This is a genomic window from Stenotrophomonas sp. STEN014 (assembly GCF_056760315.1).
Map to the genome: position 1 here is coordinate 108,482 of NZ_JBRREN010000008.1, position 25,330 is coordinate 133,811.

General features: G+C 67.8%; 19 protein-coding genes. 12 read left to right on the forward strand and 7 right to left on the reverse strand.

The annotated features are described in order from the left end of the window. Window positions 1-3: 3 nt before the first annotated feature. On the reverse strand, window positions 4-480 hold the full coding sequence (locus ACVOMC_RS12175; RefSeq protein ID WP_054660137.1) for a SixA phosphatase family protein: 477 nt from the start codon (window positions 478-480) through the stop codon (window positions 4-6). A gap of 18 nt (window positions 481-498) precedes the next feature. After that, window positions 499-1,131, reverse strand: a complete 633-nt coding sequence (locus tag ACVOMC_RS12180; protein ID WP_481524159.1) for a nucleotide-binding protein — start codon at window positions 1,129-1,131, stop codon at window positions 499-501. A gap of 135 nt (window positions 1,132-1,266) precedes the next feature. Here ACVOMC_RS12180 and ACVOMC_RS12185 point away from each other — a divergent pair, with 135 nt between their 5' ends. Continuing rightward, complete coding sequence (locus ACVOMC_RS12185; protein ID WP_481524160.1) at window positions 1,267-2,748, forward strand: AAA family ATPase; 1,482 nt, start codon at window positions 1,267-1,269, stop codon at window positions 2,746-2,748. 34 nt (window positions 2,749-2,782) lie between these two features. Here the strand turns inward: ACVOMC_RS12185 and ACVOMC_RS12190 are convergent, their stop codons facing one another. From ACVOMC_RS12190 to ACVOMC_RS12200, 3 genes are all read right to left on the reverse strand, one after another. After that, on the reverse strand, window positions 2,783-3,799 hold the full coding sequence (locus tag ACVOMC_RS12190; RefSeq protein ID WP_481524161.1) for a hypothetical protein: 1,017 nt from the start codon (window positions 3,797-3,799) through the stop codon (window positions 2,783-2,785). Window positions 3,800-3,855: 56 nt separating this feature from the next. Continuing rightward, a complete protein-coding gene (locus tag ACVOMC_RS12195) occupies window positions 3,856-4,770 on the reverse strand; it encodes an AEC family transporter (protein ID WP_054660235.1) in 915 nt (304 codons plus the stop codon). Between the two features lie 175 nt (window positions 4,771-4,945). Continuing rightward, window positions 4,946-5,581 carry a tetratricopeptide repeat protein gene (locus tag ACVOMC_RS12200; RefSeq protein WP_481524162.1) on the reverse strand — a complete coding sequence of 212 codons (636 nt, stop codon included), beginning with the start codon at window positions 5,579-5,581 and terminating at the stop codon, window positions 4,946-4,948. A 175-nt stretch (window positions 5,582-5,756) separates the two neighbouring features. Here ACVOMC_RS12200 and ACVOMC_RS12205 point away from each other — a divergent pair, with 175 nt between their 5' ends. Then, a complete protein-coding gene (locus ACVOMC_RS12205) occupies window positions 5,757-9,467 on the forward strand; it encodes an indolepyruvate ferredoxin oxidoreductase family protein (protein WP_481524163.1) in 3,711 nt (1,236 codons plus the stop codon). 68 nt (window positions 9,468-9,535) lie between these two features. On the opposite strand, the gene ACVOMC_RS12210 is transcribed toward ACVOMC_RS12205, so the two are convergent. Together ACVOMC_RS12210 and ACVOMC_RS12215 are read right to left on the reverse strand one after the other, a co-directional pair. Further along, complete coding sequence (locus ACVOMC_RS12210) at window positions 9,536-11,449, reverse strand: M61 family metallopeptidase (protein ID WP_481524164.1); 1,914 nt, start codon at window positions 11,447-11,449, stop codon at window positions 9,536-9,538. 44 nt (window positions 11,450-11,493) lie between these two features. Next, entirely contained in the window at window positions 11,494-12,123 is a 630-nt protein-coding gene (locus tag ACVOMC_RS12215) for a DUF938 domain-containing protein (protein ID WP_481524207.1), read from the reverse strand. 156 nt (window positions 12,124-12,279) lie between these two features. Here ACVOMC_RS12215 and ACVOMC_RS12220 point away from each other — a divergent pair, with 156 nt between their 5' ends. The 10 genes from ACVOMC_RS12220 (at window position 12,280) to ACVOMC_RS12265 (ending at window position 25,255) form a co-directional block, all read left to right on the forward strand. Then, window positions 12,280-13,908: a TldD/PmbA family protein gene (locus ACVOMC_RS12220; RefSeq protein WP_481524165.1), complete on the forward strand. Its 1,629-nt coding sequence runs from the start codon at window positions 12,280-12,282 to the stop codon at window positions 13,906-13,908. A gap of 187 nt (window positions 13,909-14,095) precedes the next feature. Further along, on the forward strand, window positions 14,096-15,730 hold the full coding sequence (locus ACVOMC_RS12225; RefSeq protein ID WP_481524166.1) for a TldD/PmbA family protein: 1,635 nt from the start codon (window positions 14,096-14,098) through the stop codon (window positions 15,728-15,730). 21 nt (window positions 15,731-15,751) lie between these two features. Then, on the forward strand, window positions 15,752-17,086 hold the full coding sequence (locus tag ACVOMC_RS12230; protein ID WP_481524167.1) for a TldD/PmbA family protein: 1,335 nt from the start codon (window positions 15,752-15,754) through the stop codon (window positions 17,084-17,086). A 74-nt stretch (window positions 17,087-17,160) separates the two neighbouring features. Then, window positions 17,161-17,475, forward strand: coding sequence for a hypothetical protein (locus ACVOMC_RS12235; protein WP_481524168.1), 315 nt, complete (start codon window positions 17,161-17,163; stop codon window positions 17,473-17,475). A gap of 159 nt (window positions 17,476-17,634) precedes the next feature. Continuing rightward, entirely contained in the window at window positions 17,635-18,309 is a 675-nt protein-coding gene (locus tag ACVOMC_RS12240) for a DUF4159 domain-containing protein (protein WP_481524208.1), read from the forward strand. Between the two features lie 16 nt (window positions 18,310-18,325). After that, window positions 18,326-19,309, forward strand: a complete 984-nt coding sequence (locus ACVOMC_RS12245; protein WP_481524169.1) for an AAA family ATPase — start codon at window positions 18,326-18,328, stop codon at window positions 19,307-19,309. 21 nt (window positions 19,310-19,330) lie between these two features. Continuing rightward, entirely contained in the window at window positions 19,331-20,233 is a 903-nt protein-coding gene (locus ACVOMC_RS12250) for a DUF58 domain-containing protein (RefSeq protein ID WP_481524170.1), read from the forward strand. Further along, window positions 20,230-21,378, forward strand: a complete 1,149-nt coding sequence (locus ACVOMC_RS12255; RefSeq protein ID WP_481524171.1) for a BatA domain-containing protein — start codon at window positions 20,230-20,232, stop codon at window positions 21,376-21,378. Before ACVOMC_RS12250 ends, ACVOMC_RS12255 begins: the two co-directional genes overlap by 4 nt. Further along, entirely contained in the window at window positions 21,375-23,516 is a 2,142-nt protein-coding gene (locus ACVOMC_RS12260; protein WP_481524172.1) for a hypothetical protein, read from the forward strand. The genes ACVOMC_RS12255 and ACVOMC_RS12260 overlap by 4 nt, the downstream gene beginning before the upstream one ends. Further along, the gene (locus ACVOMC_RS12265) at window positions 23,516-25,255 is read left to right on the forward strand and encodes a carboxypeptidase regulatory-like domain-containing protein (protein WP_481524173.1); all 1,740 of its coding nucleotides are present in this window, start codon (window positions 23,516-23,518) and stop codon (window positions 25,253-25,255) included. Before ACVOMC_RS12260 ends, ACVOMC_RS12265 begins: the two co-directional genes overlap by 1 nt. Window positions 25,256-25,330 lie beyond the last annotated feature (75 nt).

Sequence of the window (25,330 nt, forward strand, 5' to 3'; positions counted from 1 at the left end):
GGGTTACGGCCACCAGAACGCGGTCAGCCGGGCGATACCCGGCTCGATCGCCGCCTCCATCGGCAAGGACAACACCGCCACCGCCGCCGGCGGCATGCCGCGGTAGTCGCCGGACTGGCCGCTGTGCATCAGTGCCACCAGCTGCTCCAGCCCCGGGTTGTGGCCGACGATCAGCAGGCGCTCCACTTCACGGTGCTCATCGGCCAGCGCGGCCAGCGTGCCGGGGACCGCGTCGTAAATGCGCTCGTCCAGGCGCTGTTCGACGTAGCCGGTCCGTTCCAGCACCGCTTCGAGCGTCTCGCGCGTGCGTCGCGCCGGTGAGCACAGCACCCGGTCCGGGGTCAGCTTGTGTTCCAGCAACCAGCGCCCGGCGGCTTCGGCTTCGGCCAGGCCATGCGGGGAAAGGGGACGGTCGATATCGGCCTGGCCGGTGGCCGCCGGTTCGGCGTGGGCATGTCGCAGCAGGATCAGTTCACGCATGGTCGGGGAATACTCCTGTCAGACCTTGTTCAACCATTTGAGCAGTGGCGCCCAGTCGTGCTGGTGCTCGCGTACCTGGGCGGAGTGATAGTCGAACAGGCTGCGCCCGAGCCCGACCATCACCACGTAACTCTGGCTGTCGCGCAGCTGCGCGACCACTTCATACGGCCATTGCGCCAACATCTGTTGGGCCTGCTGCGAGGTCTGCGTCCATGGCTTGGTGCGGTTGAGCACCAGCCCCACGGGCAGCGCGCGCGAATGCACGCGCGGGATCTTGGCCAGACTGTTCAGAAAGCCGACGATCGCCTCGATATCCAGCGCCGAGGGCAGCACCGGCACCACCACCGCATCGGCCACGTCGAGGAACTGCTCCAGATCCTCGGCATACGCGCCGGCGGGCGCATCGATGATCACCTGCCCGGTGCCATCGGGAATGCGTTTTTCCCAGTGCTTCTTGCGGTACACGTCCACCGGCAGCACGGCGCTGTCGACCACCGAGCGGCGCTGCGCCCAGCGGGTGCTGGAGCCCTGCGGGTCGGCGTCGGCGATCACCGTGGCAGTGCCGGCCAACGCCGATTGCGCGGCCAGATGGGTGGCGATGGTGGTCTTGCCGACACCGCCTTTGGAGCCGGCTACCAAGATCGTCTTCATGCACGCCTCGTTTTGCGCGGGACTTGTCCGCAGCGTACACCGCGGCGCATTGCCAACGGTAGTCACCGGATCAGGAACGTCGGCCAGCGGCCCGGTCCGGCTTTGCTATCGTGTGCGCCCCGGGATGGAACCACCATGAGCGAGCTGCAGGACCTCACCGCACTGATCCGCGCCAACACGCCGCTGATCGTCATCCAGACCCAGGACGAAGCACGGATCGTGGAGCTGTTCCGGCAGGCGCTGATGCAGGTGTGGCGCGCCCTGTACCGCTGGTCGATCACCGAAGGCCTGCGCCGCATCGACATGGACCGCGAGGACGATGCCATCGGTCCCCCCGATGCCAGCGCGGTGTTGCGGATGATCCAGGACGCCGACCAGCGCGGTATCTACCTGCTGCTCGACATCCATCCCTACCTGGGTTACGCCAGCCATCAACGGCTGCTGCGCGACATCGTGCAGCGCCGGCACAGCCAGCCGCATGTGCTGGTGCTAGTCGGCAGCAAGGTCGAACTGCCGGCCGAACTGGAGGCGCTGGCAACCCGCTTCAACCCGCGCCTGCCCGATGCCAACGCGTTGTTGAAGATGCTGCGCGAGGAAGCCGGCGCCTATGCCGGCGAGCACGGCGGCCGGCGCGTGGAGGTGGACCAGGACGCGGTGCGGCAGATCCTACGCAACCTGCAGGGCCTGAGCCTGCCCGATGCCCGCCGCATCGCCCGCCAGCTGATCTACGACGACGGCGCGCTGGGACCCAACGACCTGCCGCAACTGGCCAAGCTGAAGTTCGAGCTGCTCAACCGCAGCGGCCACCTGCACTATGAATACGACAGCGCGCGGTTCGGCGACGTCGCCGGCGCGGCCCGGCTGAAACGCTGGATCGCGCAGCGCCGCGCGGTGTTCGTCGCCGGCACTGCACCGCCCGGACTGGACCCGCCCAGGGGCATGCTGCTGCTGGGCGTGCAGGGCTGCGGCAAGTCGATGCTGGCCAAGGCCACCGCCACCGGGTTCGGCGTGCCGTTGCTGCGGCTGGACTTCGGCATGCTCTACAACAAGTACCACGGCGAAACCGAAAAGAACCTGCGCGATGCGCTGGCCTCGGCCGAGCAGCTGGCGCCGTGCGTGCTGTGGATCGACGAGATCGAAAAAGGGCTTGCCAGCAACGGCGAGGACGGCGGTGTGTCACGCCGCGTCCTGGGCTATCTGCTGACCTGGATGGCCGAGCGCAAGGCGCCGGTGTTCATCGTCGCCACCGCCAACCAGGTACAGGAACTGCCGGCCGAGCTGCTGCGCAAGGGCCGTTTCGACGAGATCTTCTTTGTCGACCTGCCCTCGCCGGACACCCGCGTGGAGCTGCTGCGCCTGCACCTGGGCAAGCGCGGCCTCGTTGTCGGGAATTTCGCGCTGCCGGCCCTGGCCGCAGCCAGCGAAGGCTTCTCCGGTGCCGAAATCGAGCAGGCCATCGTCGCCGGCCTGTACGCCGCCCACGCCGAGCAGAAGCCGCTGGACACCGAACTGCTGATGGCCGAGATCCGCAGCACAAGGCCGCTGTCGGTGCTGATGGCCGAACCGGTGCAGGCGCTGCGCGCGTGGGCACGCGAACGCACGGTGTCGGCGGATTGAGGCCCTGCCGCCTCCCCCGCAGGCGGGTGAGGCCTTAGAGAACCTTTTCCGGCTGCCAGTTCAGCGGCGGCGTTGGCGGGATATCGTTCGCCGCCAACAGTTGCCGCATCGCACCCAATTCGCCCGATACCACGTTCCAGCGCAGGTACTGCTGCATTTCCGCCACGGTACCGCCATCGGCCTGGTGCGACAGCAAACCCAGCGCCTGCCCGGAGATCCAGGCCACTTCGCGCCGGCGTTGCTGCCAGTATTCACGCTCAGTCGCATCCCGGGCATATACCTGCATCCTTGCGCTTCCATAGCTGCTGGCCAGCAGCGCATTGCTGCCGGCCAGCAACGTCAGGAGGTTTCGACATCCCTCGCTGCGCGTAGCGTCGGCGGGTGCTGGACATTGCTGCTGCACCTCACCCAGCGCTGTCATGGAGAAGGCCGAGGCCAAGGCATACACCATGATCAGGCGCGCCTGTTCCGGATCGGTCTGCACCGCCGTGGAGTGCACTGGAATGCGCATGCCGCGGGTCATGCGATCGAGCATGTCCAGTCCTTCGGCATATTCATCAACAAAGCGGGTCGCTTGGGTCGCGCGCGTCCATGCCAGCGACGCCTCCTCGGTATCGCCCAAAGCCACGGCCATGCGCCACAAAAGCAGCTGTGCAACTGCTTCATCGGCTTCCTGCGTTTTCAGTGTACGAATCGCCAGGGGGATGTCGCACTGTCCCGCGCTGATGCAACGGCTCACCGCCGCGCGCGCTATCACAGGCTGCTCGCTGCCCTCGCGGATGGCCTGCTCCAGCCAAGCATCACTCTGGCGGGGAACGGACGATGAATGTGGCTGCGCCGACAGCTCGGTCGGCAAGGCCAAGCGTGATGCTACCAGCAACGCCAGTGGCTGCCCGCTGGCTGCCAGCTCCTGCGCTTTCTGCAGCATCGGTGCGTGAAAGTCGTTCGCCCCCGACTCGACGGTAGGTTCGGGAGACGTTGATCCGCCAGCCAGACCGGGGACCGACAGCAACGTGCCAAACAAGAGGAAGAACGCTTTGTTGCCCTTCATCAGCCAACTCCTTCCTGGAAGTGGAGGGAGCGGTAGCGGCTCCCAGACACGTTGTATCAGGAAACCCGGTGCAACACCCACACCCAGACCGGCAAGGTGACAAGCGACAGCACGATGCCGTAACCGACCAGCGCGGCGGCCAGTCGCGGCGCCAGCCGGTGCGAGATCGCCAGCGCGGCCGCGGTGATCATGGTCGGCATGGCGGTTTCCAGCACGTTGACCCGCAACATCTCGCCCTGCAATCCAAAGGCCCACGACAGCGGCAGGGCCGCCGCCGGCAGCACCACCAGCTTGAGCAGCAGCCCCACCCCCAACGGCGCAAGTTCAGCGCGCGTCAGCCGCAGCTGGATGGTCAAGCCGACGGCCAGCATCACCAGCGGCAGCATCGCATCAGCCAGGTTCTTCAACGCCAATGCGATCCAGGCCGGCGGACTGGCCGGCATCAGCACCAGCGCGAACCCCAGTGCCCACAGCGGCGGGAACTTCAGGATCCGCAGCACGATCGCACGTCCGCCCGGTGGCGCATCGCCGCTGTAACGCGCCAGCACATACAGCCCGAACGTGGACAGCAGCACGAAGGTGCCGAACTGGTCGTAGACCACCGCATACGGCAAGGCGTGATCACCCAGCAGCGCGCGCACCATCGGGTAGCCGATGAAGCTGGAGTTGCACAACGCCACGCACAGCAGCAGCACCGCATGCACCTGCCGTTCGAAGCCGAACAGCCGGGTGGCTAGGCTGACCAGCGCCAGCGTCAACCCCATCAACACCCAGGGTGTGAGCATCAGGCCGAGCAGCGCGGTATCCAGCTGCAACCGCGGCACATAGGTCAGCACCGCCGCCGGCAGGCACACATACAGCACGACCTTGTTGAGCGTGTCGGCGGCGTTGTCGGGAAAGGTGCGCAACCTTGCGAAAACCATGCCCAACGCGAGCATGGCCAGGATCAGTGCGAAAGCATCAAAGGCCATGGCACAAGCATGCACTGACGATATCGGTGAGGGAACCGGCATCCGAGCAGGCTCGGACGAAGCGCTCGCCCTGCCCGCTCATTCCTGCGTGCCCGACGCCCTGTCCCGGGCAGGGACGCTGCGCTGGGTTACCGCGCGGTGTCCGCGGCAACGGGTCACCCGGACAGCACGCGGCTCAGGGCCAGGCCGGTGGACTGGCCGCCCAGGCCTGCTGCACTTCGGCCAGCTGCGCGCGCTCGCCGTCCTGCCAGTGGGGCAGCAACTGGGCAAAGCGTGAGACATCGTTCCACTGCTCCGGCTCGGTACGCACCGCGGCGGCGAACCAGCTGACCGCCTCGTCCTTGCGGTCGAGCTTCCACAGCGCCAACGCCAGTGTCGGCGGCACCCAGGCCGCGTTCCCGCGGGTGCCTTCGGCGGCGGCAGCCCACAGCGCCAGGGCCGCTTCGGCATCACCCTGCCGGTACAGATCCCACGCGTGATTCCAGCGGATGGCACGCGCCTGCGCGGAGGTATCGCCCACCGCACCCAGCGCTTCGCCGTACAGCTTGTTCGCCAGTTCACTGCGGCCTTCGGCATAGGCGATGGAGGCAAGCTGCACGCTGGCTTCGACGGCCTTGCGCCCGCGCTCACGCAGTTTCATCAGCTGGTCCACCAGCCCGGGCTGATCGGCCGGCAACGCCTGGAGCGGCTTGGCGGCCACGTCTTCATCGAAGTAGAACTCGGCAATCTTGGGCAGGCTTTGCGCCTGCGCCGTCGAAAGCAAAAAACCGGCCAGCAGCACTCCCGCTGCCAGGCGCATTGTCATCCCCATCACTTGCTCCCCCGTATCTCGGTTGTCCCCCACCCTGCCCCCGATCCTAACCTGCACGGCTGCCCATGTGCGACTGCAACACCGGCGGCGGGGAAAACCGCACTGCTACACTTGCCGGCTGCCGGGAGCCTGTGTGAAGGCCTCCGCCGCCAGCCGTTCCTGCAATGGGCCAGCCATGACCAGCACCGCCGAACTTACCTCGCCAGCTTCCGCCAACGATCCCCTGATCGGCGTGCGTGATTCCGATTACACCCTGGAACACAAGTACACGCGCACCGACGGCCGCATCTATCTGAGCGGGGTCCAGGCACTGGTACGCCTGCCGCTGATGCAGCAGCAGCGCGATGCCGCCGCCGGGCTGAACACCGGCGGCTTCGTCAGCGGCTACCGCGGCTCGCCGCTGGGTGGCTTCGACCTGGAGCTGTGGCGCGCGCGCAAGCACCTGGAAGCGGCCAAGGTGAAGTTCGTGCCCGGCCTCAACGAGGACCTGGGCGCGACCATGGTGTGGGGGACGCAGCAGACCAACCTGTTCCCCGGCGCCAACGTCGATGGCGTGTTCGGCATGTGGTACGGCAAGGGCCCGGGCGTGGACCGCTGCGGTGACGTGTTCAAACACGCCAATGCCGCCGGCACCTCGAAGCACGGTGGCGTGCTGGCGCTGGCCGCCGACGACCACGCCTGCCGCAGTTCCACCCTGCCGCACGGCAGCGAAGAGGAATTCGTCAGCGCGATGATGCCGGTGCTGAACCCGGCCGGTGTGCAGGACATCCTCGACATGGGCCTGGTCGGCTGGGCGATGAGCCGCTACACCGGCCGCTGGATCGGCTTCAAGACCATTGCCGAGACGGTGGAGTCCTCCGCGTCGGTGGACGTCAACCCGTTCGCCCGCCAGATCCTCCTGCCGGAAGATTTCGAGATGCCGGCCGCCGGGCTCAACATCCGCTGGCCGGACCCGCCGCTGGAACAGGAAATGCGCCTGCACCGTTATGCGGTGAAGGCCGCGCAGGCGTTCGCCCGCGCCAACGGCATCGACAAGGTGGTGATGGATTCGCCGCAGGCGCGGCTGGGCATCGTCACCACCGGCAAGAGCTACCTGGACGTGCTGCAGGCGCTGGAATACCTGGGCCTGGACGAGAAGGCCTGCGCCGACATCGGCATCCGCGTCTACAAGGTGGGCATGACCTGGCCGCTGGAGCCGCAGGGCATCGGTGAGTTCGCCCGCGGCCTGGAAGACATCGTCGTGGTGGAGGAGAAGAAGGCCTTCATCGAGCGGCAGATGAAGGAGTACTTCTACAACTGGCCGGCCAACTGGGGGGCGCGCCCGTCCATCGTCGGCAAGTACGACGAGCAGGGCCAGTGGATCCTGCCGTCCACCGGCGAGCTGACCCCGGCCACGATTGCCGGCGTGATCGGTCGTCGCATCCAGCGGTTCTTCAACACCGAATCGATTGAAGAACGCCTGCGCTGGATGGACGTCAAGGAAGCCGAGATGGCCCTGCCGCGCGCGCAGTTCCCGCGCGTGCCGCACTACTGCTCCGGCTGCCCGCACAACACCTCGACCAAGGTGCCGGAAGGCTCGCGTGCGCTGGCCGGCATCGGTTGCCACTACATGGTGACGTGGATGGACCGCGACACCGACACCTTCACCCACATGGGCGGCGAAGGCGTCACCTGGGCCGGCCAAGCCGCGTTCACCGACACCGGGCACGTGTTCCAGAACCTCGGCGACGGCACCTATTTCCACAGCGGCTCGCTGGCGATCCGCCAGGCCATCGCCGCGGGCGTCAACATTACCTACAAGATCCTCTACAACGATGCAGTGGCGATGACCGGCGGCCAGCCGGTGGACGGCACCCTGACCGTGCCGCAGATCGCCCACCAGATGCGTGCCGAAGGCGTGCACACCATCGTGCTGCTGTCCGACGACATCCAGAAGTGGAAGTCGCGCCGCCACGAGTTCCCGAGTGATGTGGAATTCCACGATCGCGCCGAGCTCGATGCCGTGCAGCAGCAGCTGCGCACGGTAAAGGGCACCAGCATCCTGATCTTTGAGCAGACCTGCGCCACCGAGAAGCGCCGCCGCCGCAAGCGCGGCAAGATCGTCGACCCGGCCAAGCGCACCATGATCAACTCGCTGGTCTGCGAAGGCTGCGGTGACTGTGGTGAGAAGAGCTTCTGCGTGTCGGTACTGCCGAAGGAAACCGAGTTCGGACGCAAGCGCGATATCGACCAGTCCAACTGCAACAAGGACTTCACCTGCACGACGGGCTTCTGCCCGAGCTTCGTCACCGTGCACGGCGGCCAGCTGCGCAAGGGCAGCAAGAGCAGCGCCGCCAGCCTGCTCGACAACCTGCCGGCGCCGACCTTCCGCACTGACTTCTCGCAGCCCTGGAACATCCTGATCACCGGCGTCGGCGGCACCGGCGTGGTGACCATCGGCGCGCTGCTCGGCATGGCCGGCCACCTCGAAGGCAAGGGCGCCAGCGTGCTCGACCAGACCGGTCTGGCGCAGAAGGGCGGCGCGGTGACCACCCATATCCGCATCGCCAACCGCCCGGCCGACATCCACGCCGTGCGCATCGCCGCCGGTGAGGCCGACCTGGTGCTGGGCTGCGACATGGTGGTGGTCAACGACTACTGGGCGCTGTCCAAGGTGCGCGGCGAGCGCACCCAGGTGGTGTTGAACACCTACGAAGCGATGCCCGGCACCTTCACCACGCACCCGGACATGCAGTTCCCGGCCGCCGACATCATTGCCGGGGTGAAGCTGGCACTGGGCGGTCGCGACCCGATCCTGCTCGATGCCACCCAGCTGGCCACCGCGCTGCTCGGCGACGCGATCGCCTCCAACCTGTTCATCCTCGGCTTCGCCTGGCAGCAGGGGCTGGTGCCGCTGTCGCTGGAATCGCTGATGCGCGCGGTGGAACTCAACGGCGCCGCCGTGGCCATGAACCAGACCGCGTTCGCCTGGGGCCGGCTGGCCGCGATCGATCCGCAGGCCGTGCAGCAGGCTGCCGGCCTGATCCACAACGCGCCGACCGAGGCCGAGCGCAAGCCGCATGCACTGCGCGAACTGCCGCCGGGCGATTGGGAAGGCAGCGAAGCCGGCGCCCCGTCGGCACCGCGCAACCCGGAAAACGAGCCGGATGTGCGTGGCCTGCCGGCCGCCAGCCCGACCCGTGGTGAAGCCAGCTTCGCCCCGCTGGACGACACCCGCCTGTCGCGCTCGCTGGACGAACTGATCGCCCGCCGCAGCAGCTTCCTCACCGACTACCAGGACGCCGCCTACGCCAACCGCTACCGCACCCTGGTGGAGGCGGTGCGCAGCGCCGAGCAGCGGGCCATTCCCGGCAGCACCGCCTTGAGCGAAGCCACCGCGCGCTACTTCTTCAAGCTGATGGCCTACAAGGACGAATACGAAGTGGCCCGGCTGTACACCAGTGGCGACTTCGCCAAGCGTGTGGCAGAGAAGTTCGAAGGCGACTACCAGGTTCGTTTCCATCTGGCCCCGCCGCTGTTCGCCAAGCGCGACGAACACGGCCAGCTGCAGAAGAAGGAATACGGGCCGTGGATGTTCAAGGCCTTCGGCCTGCTGGCCAAGCTGAAGTTCCTGCGCGGCGGCCGCTTCGACGTGTTCGGTTACACCGAAGAACGCCGCGGCGAACGCCAGCTGATCAGTGACTACGAGAAGACCCTGCAGGAACTGATCGGCTCGCTGGATGCGCGTCGGCTGTCATTGGCGGTGGAGATCGCCAGCATCCCCGAGCACATCCGAGGCTACGGCCACGTCAAGGAAGCACACCTGCACGAGGCCAAGGCCCGCGAAGCCACGCTGCTGGCAACCTGGCGTAACCCGAAGGCGCTGCATATCGTGCACGCCAGCTAAGACGCGGCGACGCTGCCTGACCAACAACGCCCCGCAATGCGGGGCGTTGTTGTTTTTAAGATCGAAGATCAGCGTCGCGGCGCAAGAATCTTCGTCAGCAGATCCGGCGTTCCGGCGATACGACGCAGATGCGGATAGCGCAGGCCCTCGCGATAGTCGATGCGCACGGTGCGAAAGCTGTCGGCCTGGCGCACGATCAGCTCGACCGGCGCGCCGTCCTTGGCATCGGTTACCGCCTGCTTCAGACGCGCACCGCTGTAGGCCAGCCCGTTGACCGCCAGCAGCGTCATGTCCTTGGCCAGACCGGCCTTGAATGCGGCACTTTCCCAGCCTACCGATTGCAGCACGCCATCGCTGCCGACCTTCATTCCCAGCGAATACTGCAGATCGGTGAGCCCGTCGGCCTCGCCATCGGCGATCACCGGATTCGGCAGATCGCTGAAATACACCTCCCAGCCCGCGGCCTCCAGACCATCCGGCGCCCGGCCATCGCGGGCTTGCAGCCGTTGGCCGATGAACGCATCCCAGTTGCCGGGTTGCACCGCTTCCAGTGCCTGCATCACGTCGGCGCGGTCGTACAGGCGGATCTCGCCCGGCGTACCGCCCTGGTGGAAACGCCGGGCGAAATCATCCAGCGTGGCTTTGCCTTTCGACAGGCTGCGCAGCCGCGCATCCACGCCCAGCCATAGCAGCGTGCTCTCGTTGTAGAACTCGAACGCACGCTGCCAGTCGGCCCAGGCCTGCGGCTTTGAATTGAAGTCGAGGATGCCCTGATGCACGGTGTCGTGCAGGTCGCGCCATTGCCGGCCCGGCTGGATGGCGTAGTTGGCCTGCAGCTGCGCCAGCATGCCCAGCGCGTAGTCCGGCTTCCACAGCCCGGCGCGTGCGGCCAGGACCACCGCCCAGTACTGGGTCTGGCCTTCGTACATCCACAACTCGTCGTTGTGCATCGGCGCGTTGTAGTGCGGCACCCAGGTCGGCCGCGGCCGCCAGGCCTTGCCTATCCACGCATGGGCATACTCGTGTGGCAGCAGGTCGTTGTCGAGGAACGGGCGCTCGCCGCGCAGGTAGCCGTCGTGCATGCCGTTCTCGCTGGACTGCGCATGCTCCAGACCGATGCCGCTGAACACGTCCGATACCGCCAGCAGGAAGTTGTAGCGGCTGTAAGGGCGCGAGCCGAAGACCGCATCGGCCTCGCGCACCAGCGCGCGATGCGCCTCCAACACCGTGGCATCGGCCTGCAGCGCCTGCGGATTCTCCGCCACCACCTCCAGCCACACCGGCTGCCGGGCGCTGTCATCCAGTGCGAACCGCCTGAAATGGCGACCGGCGAACACCGGCGAATCGATCAGCGTCATCAACGGCAGCGTTGCGTAGTGCTCGGTGTCGCCGTCACGGCGCACCAGCTCCAGCGCGCTGCCGCTTTGCCAGCCCGCCGGCAGGCGCAAGGACGGCTTGATCTGGATGCCCCGCGCATCCACCCCGGCCGGATACAGCACCACCCGGTGCCATTGCAGATCCAGCAGATTGGGTGTCATCGCCACCCGGCCCTGGTCGGCAGCGGTCGGCGACAGATACTGGAACTCGATCTCCAGCATGCTCACCCCCTCCGGCACCTGCAGCCCGAAGGCGTACATGTCGCCGGAATCGCGCGTCCACTGCAGCGGCTGACCGTTGCCACGGATGATGAGCCCGGCCATCTGGTTGATCGGTCCGGTCGGCGCGTGGTTACCGGGAATCCACTGCGGATACCACAGTCGCAGCGGGCCGGGCACTACCGGAATGCGCTGGCGCACGCGCTGGATGCGGCGACCGATGTCGCTGGCATCCACCTCCAGTTCGATCACGCCCGGATAGCGGGGCTGCACCTGCATCGCCGCCTGCCGCGGGTCGCTGCGCGGGGCATCGTGCTGCTGTGCCTGCACCCACCAGGGCGCGACGCCCAGCGCCATCACCAACCACCAGTTACGTCCGTGCTTCACCACGCCCCCATCCTCGCCAGAAGTGATCGCATCCTAGCCCGCCTTCAGCGCTGCAGGCGTTGCCACACCAGCAGCCGGTTGTTGGCCGGCATTGCCACATCCTCCAACAGCCGCATTCCCTGGGCCTGCGCCAGCGCATCGACCGCCTCGAAGTCGCGGATGCCCGAGCGCGCATCGCGCGCCTTCAACCAGCCATCGAAGGCGCGGTTGCTGTCACTGGTGAAAGCGCCGCCGTAATTGAACGGTCCGTAGGCGATGAACAGCGCGGCAGGCGCCATCAGCGCCGGCAGACCGGCGAACAGCGCCTGCACGTTGTCCCAGCCCATGATGTGCAGCGTGTTGGCGGTGAACACCGCATCGAAGCACCGGTCCTCCGGCCCCGGGGGGAGCGGCTGCAATCCTGGCGATGCACCGGCCACCGCCTGCAGCGCGAACGGGGGCGGCGTGTTCGGCAACGCCGCCTCCTCCAGCCACTGCCGGATACCGGGCAGGTGATCGGCATGGTCACTGGCCTGCCAGCGCAGCCACGGCAGCGCCGCGGCGAAATGCACCGCGTGCTGGCCCGTGCCGCTGCCAATCTCCAGTACCTGGCGGGCATCGCCCAGATAGCGCTGCAGCACCGACAGGATCGGCGCGCGGTTGCGCTCGCAGGATTCGGCGTAGGGTTTGGGGATCATCACGGTGGGGGATCTGGAAAGCAGATCCGATTGTGCCGCAGTGCCGGTTTCGGCCACGCATGACCATGGTCACTTGTGTCCGGACTGCATGGCAGCCCAGATTCGGAAGTCCTGTGCGATGCCCGGCATCGCTGCCCCGGAGCCCCGCCTGCCATGCAACGCCGCCAGTTCCTCAGCCTTTCCGGCCTCGGCCTTGCCGGGATGCTGCTGCCCAACGCCCGCCTGATCGCCGCCGAGGAGCTGCTCGCACCGGCGGACGTGGCCAAGAAGAAGGCCCTGGCCGACACCGTGCTGGCACTGGCCAGGCGCGGCGGCGCCAGCTACTGCGACGTGCGCATCGGCCGCTATCTCAACCAGGCCATCGTCACCCGCGAAGACAAGGTGCAGAACGTCACCAACAGCGAATCGGCCGGGGTCGGCATCCGCGTGCTGGTCAATGGTGCCTGGGGCTTCGCCGCCAGCAACCAGTCCAGCGCGCAGGGCGTGGCCACCGCGGTGGCCCAGGCCAGCGCCATTGCCCGTGCCAATGCGAAGATCCAGAGCCGGCCGGTGCAACTGGCGCCGACGCCGGGGGTGGGCGAGGTGCAATGGAAGACGCCGATCGTCCGCAACGCGATGGCGGTACCGGTCAAGGACAAGGTGGAGCTGCTGCTGTCGATCAACGCCGCGGCGATCAACGCCGGCGCCGATTTCATCAACTCGCAGCTGTTCCTGGTCAACGAACAGAAGTATTTCGCCTCGTCCGACGGTTCGTGGATCGACCAGGACGTGCACCGCATCTGGCTGCCGTTCACCGCCACCGCCATCGACAAGGCCAGCGGCAAATTCCGCACCCGCGCCGGGCTGTCGGCGCCGGCCGGTCGCGGCTGGGAGTTCCTCGATGGCAATGCCGCCGACAAGCATCCGCTGCCCGGCGAGGTGATCGGCTACGGCGCCTCCTACGATCCGGTCGAAGACGCCATTGCCGCGGCCCGGCAGGCGCGTGCCAAGCTCAGCGCACCGTCGGTCAAACCGGGCAAGTACGACCTGGTACTGGACCCGTCCAACCTGTTTTTGACCATCCACGAGAACGTCGGCCATCCGCTGGAGCTGGACCGCGTGCTCGGCTACGAAGCCAACTACGCCGGCACCAGTTTCGCCACCCTGGACAAGCGTGAGCAGCGTTTCCAGTACGGCAGCGACATCGTCAATTTCTTCGCCGACAAGACCCAGCCCGGCTCGCTGGGCGCGGTCGGCTACGATGATGAAGGGGTCAAGACCCGGCGCTGGGATCTGGTCACCGACGGCAAGCTGGTCAACTACATGGCCACCCGCGACGAGGTGCACATCCTCGGTGAGAACGCCTCGCACGGCTGCAGCTACGCCGATTCGTGGAAGAGCGTGCAGTTCCAGCGCATGGCCAACGTCTCGCTGGCGCCGGGCAAGACCCCGCTGACCCCGGCGCAGATGGTCAAGGACGTGGAGAACGGCATCTACATCCACGGCCGCGGCTCCTACTCGATCGACCAGCAGCGTTACAACGCGCAGTTCGGCGGCCAGCTGTACTACCAGATCAAAAATGGCCAGATCACCGGCATGGTCGAAGACGCCGCCTACCAGATCCGCACGCCGGAATTCTGGAACGCCTGCAGCGCGATCTGCGATGAACGCGACTTCCGTCTGGGCGGCTCGTTCTTCGACGGCAAGGGCCAGCCCTCGCAGGTGTCGGCGGTCTCGCACGGTTCGGCCACCACCCGCTTTGACGGGATCAACATCATCAACACCGCCCGCAGCCTGGGCTGAGCGGAGTCCACGCAAACCGGCGGGGAATGGCGGCAAATGCGCACTCGTAACCGGGGTGCATGTCGAAAGTCACTACCGCTGCAGCGAGGTCCCCGCAAAAATCGAACCGTTCGCAGAGCACCGCGAAGCCATCGTCGTTTGTTGCCGTAACGCCCGCCGCGCGGGCCGTGTCCCTTGGAGAGCAGCCTTGCAAAGACGTGACTTCCTCGCCCTGACCGGGCTTACCGCAGGCGGCCTGATGCTGCCGTCGATCTTCGGCAAGGCCATCGCCGCCGAACAGCTGCTCACCGTGCTCGACCCGGCGCTGAAGAAGCGCCTGGCCGATGATGCGCTGAACGCCGCCCGCGCCGCCGGCGCTACCTACTGCGACGTGCGCATCGGCCGCTACCTGCGCCAGTTCGTGATCACCCGCGAGGACAAGGTGCAGAACGTGGTCAACACCGAGTCCACCGGCACCGGCATCCGCGTGATCGTCAACGGCGCCTGGGGCTTTGCCGCGACCAATGACCTGTCCCCGGCCGGTGTGGTCAAGGCCGCGCAGCAGGCCGCGGCCATCGCCCGGGCCAATGCCCGGGTGCAGACCGCGCCGGTGCAGCTGGCCAAGGCGCCGGGGTATGGCGAGGTGTCGTGGAAGACCCCGATCCGGAAGAACGCGATGGAAGTGCCGCTCAAGGACAAGGCCGACCTGCTGTTGGGGGTGAATGCCGCCGCCATGGAGGCCGGTGCCAGCTTCGTCAACTCGATGCTGTTCCTGGTCAACGAGCAGAAATACTTCGCCTCCACCGACGGCTCCTACATCGACCAGGACGTGCACCGGATCTGGGCGCCGATGACGGTCACCGCCATCGACAAGAGCAGCGGCAAGTTCCGCACCCGCGCCGGGCTGTCCTCGCCGATGGGCCTGGGCTTCGAATACCTTGACGGCGACGCCTCCAGCAAGACCGTGCTGCCCAATGGCGTGGTGGTCTACGGCCAGTCCTACGACATGCGCGAGGACGCCATCGCCGCGGCCAAGCAGGCGCAGGAGAAGCTCAAGGCGCCGTCGGTGAAACCGGGCAAATACGACCTCGTGCTCGATCCGTCGCACACCTGGCTGACCATCCACGAAGCGGTCGGCCACCCGCTGGAGCTGGACCGCGTGCTCGGCTACGAAGCCAATTACGCCGGCACCAGCTTCGCCACGCTGGACAAGCGCGAACAGCGTTTCCAGTACGGCAGCGACAAGGTCACCATGTTCGCCGACAAGACCCAGCCCGGTTCGCTGGGCGCGGTCGGCTACGACGATGAAGGCGTCAAGACCAAGCGCTGGAACCTGATCACCGACGGCAAGCTGGTGGACTACCAGACCATCCGCGACCAAGCCCACATCATGGGCAAGACCGAATCGGACGGCTGCTGCTATGCCGATTCGTGGTCCTCGGTGCAGTTCCAGCGCATGGCCAACGTGTCGATGGCGCCGGGCAAGACCCCGCTGTCGGTGGCCGAGCTGGTCAAGGACGTGGAGAACGGCATCTACATCATCGGCGACGGCTCGTTCTCGATCGACCAGCAGCGCTACAACGCGCAGTTCGGCGGCCAGCTGTTCTACGAGATCAGGAACGGCCAGATCACCGGCATGCTCGAAGACGTGGCCTACCAGATCCGCACGCCGGAGTTCTGGAACGCCTGCGTGGCCGTGGCCGATGAACGCGACTACCGCCTGGGCGGTTCGTTCTTCGACGGCAAGGGCCAGCCGGGCCAGGTCTCGGCGGTTTCGCACGGTTCTTCCACCGCCCGTTTCAACGGCATCAACGTCATCAACACCGCCCGCAGCCTCGGCTGACCGGTAAGGAGCCCCTGAACCATGAGCATCTTCACCGAACAGGAAGCCAAGGCCATCTTGGACAAGGTCATCGCGCTGTCCAAGGCCGATGAATGCACCGCCACGCTGGCCGGCTCGGTCGATGGCAACATCCGCTTCGCGCTGAACAACGTCTCCACCAGCGGCATCGTCAGCAATGCCGAACTGGCCGTGCAGGTCGCTTTCGGCAAGCGCGTGGGCACCGCCTCGATCAACGAGTTCGACGACGCCTCGCTGGAGCGCGTGGTGCGCCGCGCCGAGGACCTGGCCCGCCTGGCACCGGAGAACCCGGAGTTCATGCCGGCCATCGGCAAACAGCAGTACACACCCAGCCCGACCTTCAGCGCCTCCACCGCCGCGATCGATCCGGAGTTCCGCGCCCAGGTGGCCGCCGATTCGATCACGCCCTGCCGCGGCAACGGCCTGGTCGCCGCCGGCTTCCTGGAGGATGGCAACAGCTTCATCGCCACCGCCAACAGCAACGGCAATTTCGGCTACCAGCAGGCGACCAGCTTCAACTACACCTGCACCGTGCGCACCGAGGACGGCCGTGGCTCGGGCTGGGTCGGGCGCAACCTCAAGGACGCGGCCGATTTCAGGGCCAGCCAGGAGATCGAGATCGCCAAGCGCAAGGCGATCGAATCGGCCGAGGCAAAGGCGCTGGAGCCGGGCAAGTACACGGTGATCCTGGAGCCGGCCGCCGCCGCCGGCCTGATCAGCTTCATGATGAATTTCTTCGACGCGCGCGCGGCCGACGAAGGCCGCAGCTTCCTGTCCAGGAAGGGCGGTGGCAACAAGCTCGGCGAACAGGTCTACGACCCGCGTGTGACCATGCTCGCCGATCCGTGGCACCCGGACGCGCCGGTGCTGCCGTGGGATGGCGAAGGCATGCCGCGCGAGAAGCTGGCGATCATCGACAAGGGCAGGATCGCCAACCTCAACTATTCGCGCTACTGGGCGCAGAAGCAGGGCAAGACCGCCAACGCGCGGCCGGGCAACCTGCTGATGGCCGGTGGCGACAAGTCCACCGCCGAGCTGGTCAAGGGCACGCAGAAGGGCATCCTGGTCACCCGCACCTGGTACATCCGCATGGTCGATCCGCAGACCGTGCTGCTGACCGGGCTGACCCGCGACGGCACGTTCTACATCGAGAACGGCCAGATCAAATATCCGGTGAAGAACTTCCGCTTCAACGAGTCGCCGGTGATCATGCTCAACAACATCGAGGAGCTGGGCAAGCCGGTGCGCGTGGCCGGTGACGAGTCCAGCCTGGTGATGATGATCCCGCCGATGAAGCTGCGCGACTTCACCTTCACCTCGTTGTCGGACGCGGTGTAAGCGCGGACGGCAGCTGCTTCCACGGGCGATGTCTGGCATAACTGCCAGACATCGCGAGAGAACCGGGAGGCAGAATGAGCAGCTTCAGACGCTGGTGTCTTGCAGTTTTGATTTTCCTCGTAGTCCTGACAGCGGAAATCGCTATCGCAGTCCAGTTTCTCCCTGACGTTTCCAATAAGCAGTTCGATGACTTCATGCTTCTCTCCATGGGACTTGCGTTCTTCCCATTCTTCCTGCTGCTGATCGCTGCTGCAGCCGTGGTTTGCATCTTCATAGCGATCGCCGCAGCTGTTGCGAGCAGCGTCCTTCCCCGCCGGAAGGTCACGATCGGAGAGATTGCGGCGCGCAAGGATTGGGAGAATCAACGCAGGATGCGCGGCGGCAGGTGACTGCCACTCTTCCACTGAGGGTCGTTGCCCAATCGCTGCAACCTGCTCCAACCTTACTTACCAACCTTCCTGCACAACTTCATGTGGCAGCGAAGGGCCCAAGAGAACAGTTCCGCTTTGTCACAGTCAGGCCTAACGCGAGCGCAATTCCTCCACCTGCTGCTGGGCGGCACGGTGGCAGCGGCCTTGCCTTGGCGGGCTGAAGCCCAGGCCAGCCGTTACGACTTCTGGTTCACCCGATTGAAGTACGACTCCGGCGACTGGGATGTGGATGCGCGCATGCCATCCAACCTGCTCACCTCGCTGGTGGACTACACCACGCTGCGCGTGGATCCGAAGGAACACGTCATCGCGCTGGCCGATCCGAAGATGCTGGCCGCCCCGTTCTGCTATCTGGCCGGACACAAGCTGGTCGAGTTCAATCCGGACGAACGCCGCAACTTCGAACGCTACGTGCGCAATGGCGGCTTCGTCTTCGTCGATGACTGCAACCACGACATCGACGGCCTGTTCGCCACCTCGTTCGAGGCGCAGATGCGCAGCATCTTCGGTGCCAACGCGCTGAAGAAGCTGCCCAACAGCCATGCGCTGTACAACAGCTTCTTCAGGTTTCCCGAGGGTCCACCCGCCACCGGCTTCGAGCTCAACGGCTGGGGCGACGACCTGGTCCACGACTACCTGAAAGGGATCGAGATCGATGGCCGGCTCGGCGTGCTCTACAGCAACAAGGACTACGGCTGCGAATGGGACTACGACTGGCGCAACAAACGCTTCCTGGCCGAAGACAACACGAAGTTCGCCGTGAACATCGTGATGTACGCACTCACGCACTGACCCCACTGGTGACCGCATGACCGCTACCGATCTGGACTCCCTGCTGCCGCGTCTGGACACGCTGCGCAGCGCGCTCGCACAGGCCGTGGTCGGCCAGCACGAGGTGGTCGAACACCTGCTGATCGGCCTGCTGGCCGGCGGCCACTGCCTGCTCGAAGGGGCCCCCGGCCTGGGCAAGACGCTGCTGGTGCGCTCGCTCGGCCAGGCGCTGGAGCTGCAGTTCCGGCGTGTGCAGTTCACCCCCGACCTGATGCCCAGCGACATCCTCGGCACCGAGCTGCTGGAAGAAGACCACGGCACCGGCAAGCGCGCGTTCCGCTTCCAGCAAGGGCCGGTGTTCACCAACCTGCTGCTGGCCGACGAGCTCAACCGCACCCCACCCAAGACCCAGGCCGCGCTGCTGGAAGCGATGCAGGAGCGCACCGTCAGCTATGCCGGCACCACCTACGCGCTGCCGGCGCCGTTCTTCGTGCTGGCCACGCAGAACCCGATCGAGCAGGCCGGCACCTATCCGCTGCCGGAAGCCCAGCTGGACCGCTTCCTGCTGCACGTGCGGGTGGATTACCCCAGCGAAACCGAGGAGCGCGACATCCTCGCCCAGACCACCGGCAGCCACAGCGGCGTGGTGCCCAAGGTGATGGACAGCGATGCGGTACTGGCGTTGCAGGCGGCGGTGCGCGAGGTGCATGTCAGCCCCGACCTGCTCAGCTGGATCACCCGACTGGTCCGCGCCAGCCGCCCCGGCGAGGGCGCCCCGGCCGAGGTGAACAACTGGATCAAATGGGGCGCCGGCCCGCGCGCCGGGCAATCGCTGGTGCTGGCCGCCAAGGCGCGTGCGCTGCTGCAGGGCCGCTTCGCCGCGACCCGCGAGGATGTGCAGGCACTGGCCGCGCCGGTGATGCGCCATCGCCTGCTGCTGTCCTTCGCCGCCGAGGCCGAGCACAAGAGTGCCGATGACGTGATCGCCGCGCTGCTGCGCGCGGTGCCGTTCCCGGCCTGATCGATACGCCCGCCGCTCGCAATGGCCGCCCCGGTGCCCCCGCTGATTCCCGCCGATGTGCGCAGCCGCCTGCGCAGCCTGCGGCTGTGGCCGCAGCGGGCCAGCGGCAGCCGTGGCATCGGCGCGCATGCCAGCCGCAGCCGTGGTGCCGGCTTGGAGTTCGCGCAGTACCGCGCCTATGAACCGGGCGATGAACTGCGCCAGATCGACTGGAAACTCTATGCGCGTTCGGACCGCTTCTTCGTACGCGAATCCGAGCGCGAAAGCCCGATCACCGTCTGGCTGCTGCTCGATGCCAGTGCCTCGATGGCACAGGCCGACCAGACGCGGCCGGACTGGCAGCGGCTGGATGCGGCCAGGGCGCTGGCCGGCTGCGTGGCCGAACTGGCGATGCAGCAGGGGGACGCCTTCGGCCTGATCGCACTGGGCGGCGATGGCGTGCAGTTGCTGCCGGCCGGCAACGGCCTGCGCCAACGCGACCGCCTGCACCTGCAGCTGCAGGGATTGAAGGCTGCAGGGCAATGGCCGCCACAACTGAAGCTGTCACCCTTGTGGGAGCGCATCGCCCGCAATGATCTGGTGGTGATCATCGGCGACGGTTTCGACGAAGCCGGCATCGCGCTGGCCGAGCGCCTGGCCAGGGCCGGCCGCGATGTGATCCACCTGCAGTTGTTGACGGTGGAAGAGCGTGATTTCCCGTTCCGCGACGGCCACCGTTTCCGTGATCCGGAAACCGGCGATGAGCTGCTGGGCGATGGCGCAACGGTACGCGGCGAGTACCTCGCCCGCTTCAAGGACGCACAGCGCGTGCTGGATGCACGGCTGCAGGCCGCCGGCATCCGCCATGACACCGCCTATCTCGATGAAGCCATCGATGCACCGTTGCAGCGCCTGTTCGGGCGCCGTGCCGGGAGCGGTGCATGAGCCTGCTGTGGCTGTTCCCAGCCGGCTTCATCGCCTTGGCGGCACTGTTGCTGCCGCTGCTGATCCATCTTGCCCGCCGCAGCGAGCAACGCGTCATCGACTTCGCCGCGCTGCGCTGGCTGTCGGCCAGGCCGCGCCCGCGTCGCCGCATCCGTTTCGACGAATGGCCGCTGCTGGTGCTGCGCTTGCTGCTGCTTGCCTTGCTGGCCGTCCTGTTGGCACGGCCAGCACTGACCGGTGTGCCTGATACCCGGCCGCGCATCGCGGTAGTGCCCGGTGTTGATCTTGCCGCCGCCCAACGCAGCGTTGGCCATGCCGATGCCCGGTGGTTGTGGCTGGCAGCGGGCTTCCCCTCCATCGACAACACCGCAGCTCCGCAGGACTCGGAGTCGCCGTCCAGCCTGCTGCGCGAGCTGGACGCCAGCCTGCCGGCCGGCGCCCCGCTCACCGTGGTTGTTCCATCGGTGCTTGATGGGCTGGACGCGCAACGTCCTCAGCTGTCACGCACGGTGCGGTGGCAGGTGCTGGAGCAGACCGCCGCGACGGAAACGCCGACGACCGTCGCTGCGCCGCAGTTGCAGATCCGTCACGACGACGCTGGCACGCCGGGCGTGCGCTATCTCGATGCGGCCGCCAGCGCATGGAGTGGCGCCAGGCCACAGACGGCGGATGACACGGTCGCTTTCAGCGACGACAACGCGCTACGCGTCTGGCTGTCGGCCAAGCCGCTGCCCGCCGACACCAGCGCATGGCTGCAGCGCGGCGGCCGCCTGCTGGTGGATGCACGCACACCGGTACCTGCCGATGCCCAGCGCACACCGCTGTGGCGTGACGCCAACGGGGTACTGGTCGTGGAGCGGATTGGCACGGCGCACGGCCAATGGCTGCGCTGGGCAGCACCACTGCAGCCGGCAAGCCTGCCGGTGCTGCTTGATGCCGAATTCCCCACCGGGCTGCGTTCGGTACTGCAGGCGTCACCCACGCCGCAACGTGCCCCGGCCGCGACGATACCGCCGGAAACCGGTGCTACGCCCTATCCGCAGCCCGCAACCGAGCTGGGCCATTGGCTGCTGTTGGCCATCGCCTTGTTGTTCCTGCTTGAGCGCTGGCTGGCCAGCGCGCCGCGCCGGCGGGGCCAGCCATGAACGCCCCCACTTTGCTGCGCGCCGCACGACGCCGCACGCGGCTGATCGCGTTGTCCGCCGGCCTGCCGCTGGCCCTGGCGGTCGGCGTGCTGGCAGCGCGCATGTTCGGCGTCGACGCCGGTTACATCACCGCCACGGCAGCCTTGCTGGTGGCGGCGGGCATTGCGGTCTGGCGTGCACGGCGCCTGGATACGCGCTGGCTGGTCGCACGTCTGAACGATCATCCGCGCTTCGAGGACAGTGCCGATCTGCTGTTCGCCGCAGCGGCCACGCTCAACCCGCTGCAGCAACGCCAACGCCGCCATATCGAGCAGCGCCTGCAACGCGTTCCGCCGGACCTGCGCCCGCGCTGGCCCTGGCCGCGCGTGTTGCTGTGCTTTCTGTTTGCCGTGCTGATGGCAGCTGCCGCGCTGCTATGGCCGCGCAACGCGGTCAATCCACCCGCGGGTGCTGATGCAAGCCTGGCTGGCCGCGTCGCGGCGAACACCGCGCCCGTAGTGCGCGGTCGTTGGCTGCAGGTCACCCCGCCGGCCTACAGCGGCCAGGCGGCAACGGCCGGCGACACGCTCGATGCACGCGCCCTGCAAGGCAGCCGTCTGCAGTGGCGTCTGCAGTTCGGCCCCCAGCCACAACAGGCGTGGCTGCAGTTCCATGATGGTCGCCGGGTCGCCCTGCGGCGCGATGGCGACTACTGGCGCGGCAGCGACGTGTTGCTGCGCGCAGGCCTGTACCGCCTCCACACGACACCGGCCATGGCCGAGGCCGGACGCGCCTATCGGCTCGACGTGGTGGGGGATCGCCCGCCGCAGGTGAAGGTGATCACGCCGGCACAGACGCTCAGCCAGGCCGCACCGCGCCAGCGCACCTGGCAGCTGCGCTTCGAGGCCAGCGACGATTTCGGCGTGAACAGTGCCGCGACGCTGGCGATCACTACCGCCAAGGGCAGCGGCGAGAACATCACCTTCCAGCAGCGCCAGCTCACCCTGGCCGGTAGCGGACCGGTCACCGCACGGCGCTTCGCCTACACCGCCGACCTGGCCGCACTCGGCCTTGAACCGGGCGACGAAGTGGTCGCCCGCCTGAGCGTACGCGACAACCGCAGCCCGCAGCCGCAGGAGACACGCAGCGCCAGCCTGATCCTGCGCCTGCCCAGCGAGCAGCAGGTGCAGGCCAGCGACCTGGAAGAGGCGATCAAGAAAGTGATGCCGGCCTACTTCCGCAGCCAGCGGCAGATCATCATCGACGCCGAGGCGCTGTTGAAGCAGCAGCGCACGCTCGATGCCGACACCTTCGTCAAACGCGCCGATGCGATCGGCGTGGACCAGCGCATCCTGCGCCTGCGCTACGGCCAGTTCCTCGGCGAGGAAGCCGAGGGCGGGGCCAAACCGCCGCCGACCAGCGACGCGCCTGTTGCCGGTGCCGATGAGGGCCATGGCGAGGGACACGCGCAGGACGATGGCCACGACCACGGCGATGCCAGCCGCGACGCCGCACCGGTATTCGGCAGCGCCAGCGATGTGCTGGCCGAGTACGGCCACACCCACGACCACGCCGAGGCGGCGACGCTGCTCGACCCGCAGACCCGCGCCATCCTCAAGGCCGCGCTGGACCAGATGTGGCAGTCCGAAGGCCAGCTGCGCCAGGGCCGGCCCGCCGACGCGCTGCCGTATGCCTACAAGGCGCTGGGTTTGATCAAGCAGGTGCAGCAGGCCGAACGCATCTATCTGGCGCGGGTCGGCGATGAGCTGCCGCCGATCGACCTGGCCCGGCGCATGAGCGGCAAGCGCGATGGACTAGGCAACCGCGGCCTGGCGCTGCCCGCGCGCCCGCCCGACGATGGCACGGTCGGCGGGGCCTGGCGGGCATTGGCCACGGCTGGGACGCCGGTGGATCTGGACGCGCTCACGCGCTGGCTCGATACCCATCCCGACGCGGTTCCCGAGGTGCTGGATGTGGCCGCCGCCATCGACGCGCTGCGCCAGCAGCCGGACTGCCACAGCTGCCGCGTGCAGTTGCGCGACCAGCTGTGGCCGGCGCTGCAGCGCCCGTTGGGACCGCCGGCACGACGCGCCACCGCCGATGCCGCCGGGCGCCGCTATCTGGACGCCTTGGCCGCACCGCAGGAGCCCGCCCGATGATGTCCTGGCTGCCGTTGATCGTGATCGCACTGGCGGTGCTGCTGGCCAGCGCGCGCCTGAGCCGCGCGCCGCGTCCGGCACCGCTGCGCCTGGGCCTACTGCTGCTGTTGCAGCTGCTGGTCGCGGCGTTGCTGTATTTCACCCTGCTGCCGCCAGCGCGCCCCGGCCCGGCCGAGACCCTGGTCATCGCCACGCGCGGCGCCACCGCCGCGCAGCTGGCCGCGCAAGCGCCGGCCCGGCGTCTGCGCCTGCCTGAAGCCGCGCCGCTGCCGGGAGTGGCGCCGGTGCCGGATCTGGCCACCGCCTTGCGCCAGCATCCCGGTGCACGGGCGCTGGTGATCGTCGGCGATGGCCTGCCCGCGCGTGACCGCGACCTGCCATTGCCACCGTTGCAGTTCGTGCCGAGCCCGGCCCCGCGCGGACTGGTCGAACTGCAGGCCCCGCCACCGCTCGCGCCCGGCGCCCGCTTCAGCGTGGGCAGCCGCGTGCAGGGCCTGGCGCAGGTGCGGGTGGAGCTGCGCGATCCGGCCGGCCACCGGGTGGCCATCGCCACGCCCGATACGGACGGCCGCGTGCGGCTGCACGCCAGCGCGCGCGCGCCCGGCGACGTTGCATTTTCCCTGCGCGTACTCGATGGCACCGGCAAGGTGCTCGACCAGCTGCCGGTGCCGGTGCGCGTACGCGAGGTCCCGGCACCCACGCTGCGGCTGCTGGCGGCGGCGCCGGGGCCGGAACTGAAATACTTGCAGCGCTGGGCCAGCGACACCGGCGCCCGGCTGCAGACCGGTATCCAGGTGGGCGGCGGTGTGCAGCTGGGCGATGCGCCGCAGGCACTGGACGCGGCCAGCCTGGCACGGCTGGATCTGCTGCTGCTCGACGAGCGCCGGCTGGCCGCCCTGTCATCGGCACAGCGCGCGGTCCTCACCGAAGCCATGCGCACGGGCCTGGGCGTGCTGGTACGGATGGGCGGCCCGCTCGACGGCAACGCCCGCCGGGCGCTGCGCGACTGGGGGCTGGCCACGCGCGGCGGTGAACAGACCGGCACGCTGAAACTGCCTGGGGATTCCCGCGCTGGCGACACCGCATCCAGCACCCCGCTGCCGGCGCTGGAGCGCTTCCGGCTTGAAATCGAGGACGAGGTGGGCGTGCCGCTGCTGCACGCCGCCGATGGCAGCGGCATCGGCGCCTGGCGGGCGCTGGGCCAGGGCCGCCTCGGGCTGTTGCCGGTCAGCGACAGCTATACGCTGGTGCTGGCCGGCCATGGCGATCGCCATGCCGAACTGTGGAACCAGGTGCTGGCAACGCTGGCGCGGCCGCTACCCGCCGCCCCGCTGTCACCGCTACCGGCCTTGGGCTGGAGCGGCGAGCGCAACACGCTGTGCGACCTGCCTGCAGGCGCGCAGGTGATCGCCCCCGATGGCCGTCGCAGTGACCTGCTGCCTGATCCGCAGGCCGGCCACTGCAGCGGCTGGTGGCCGACCCGCCCGGGCTGGCACACGCTGACCGCCGGTGACACGCAGGCCGGTGTGCTGCTGCTCGATCCGGCCCACGCCCGCGCCCTGCATGCCCAGCAGACCCGCGAGGCCACCTTCGCCCTGCGCGGTCACGCCGGCCGCGGGGGCGGTGTACCCGTGCCGGTCCCCGGGCCGCGCTGGCCGTGGCTGCTGGCCTTCGTGCTGGGGGCGAGCCTGCTGTGGTGGCTGGAAAGACGCCGGCCGATCCAAACGCCTTCCCCGTAGCCCGGGCAAGCGCCGCGCACCCGGGAGCCTTTCGCGCAGAGCCCCGGGTGCGCTGCGCTTACCCGGGCTACAAGG